The sequence below is a fragment of the Mesorhizobium sp. M2A.F.Ca.ET.067.02.1.1 genome, from assembly GCF_004023285.1.
Taxonomy (GTDB): Bacteria; Pseudomonadota; Alphaproteobacteria; order Rhizobiales; family Rhizobiaceae; genus Mesorhizobium.
This window is the reverse complement of sequence record NZ_RZSB01001430.1, coordinates 1-452: the sequence shown is the minus strand read 5'-3', so window position 1 is coordinate 452 and position 452 is coordinate 1. Positions and strand designations below refer to the sequence as shown.

Genomic DNA, 452 nt, shown 5'->3' with positions numbered 1-452 from the left:
CGGTGAACGGACGGTCGGCAAGCTGGCGGTAGAGCCTGCTCGCGAACACCGGCCCCTTGACGATCCGCGCCGGAACGCCTTTCGCCGCCAGCGCCTTCATGATGCGGTCGCCGTGATATTGCAGCAGCATTGACTGCCCGGTTGCCGTCGTCATCTGGTCGCGTAACTCAGTCAGTTTCTGCGGCAACCTCGCGTCTTTCGGCAGGTTGGCGTCGCCGCGTTCCCTGAACTTGCGCAGCACGATCGGCAGCACGCCGTGGAACTCCGCATTGGCGAGCAGCGCCAACAGGTCACCTGCGGAAACGTCCTTGCCCCAATCGGAGGGCGCCTCGGGGTCGGCAAGGTTGATCAGCAGTTTTTCCTGGGCAGGCGAAAGCTCGGGCAGCATCGTTGAGGCAACAGTGGCAAGGTTCCGCGCATGCTTGCCAGAAAAGTACCGGTGAAGCCAGAGA

General features: G+C 63.1%; 1 protein-coding gene. It reads right to left on the bottom strand.

Annotated elements, in window-relative coordinates; all coding sequences use genetic code 11:
- The coding region (locus EOA28_RS38190) for a nucleotidyltransferase family protein (RefSeq protein WP_148671235.1) at positions 1-388 on the bottom strand (388 nt) is incomplete at its 3' end.
- Positions 389-452: the final 64 nt, after the last annotated feature.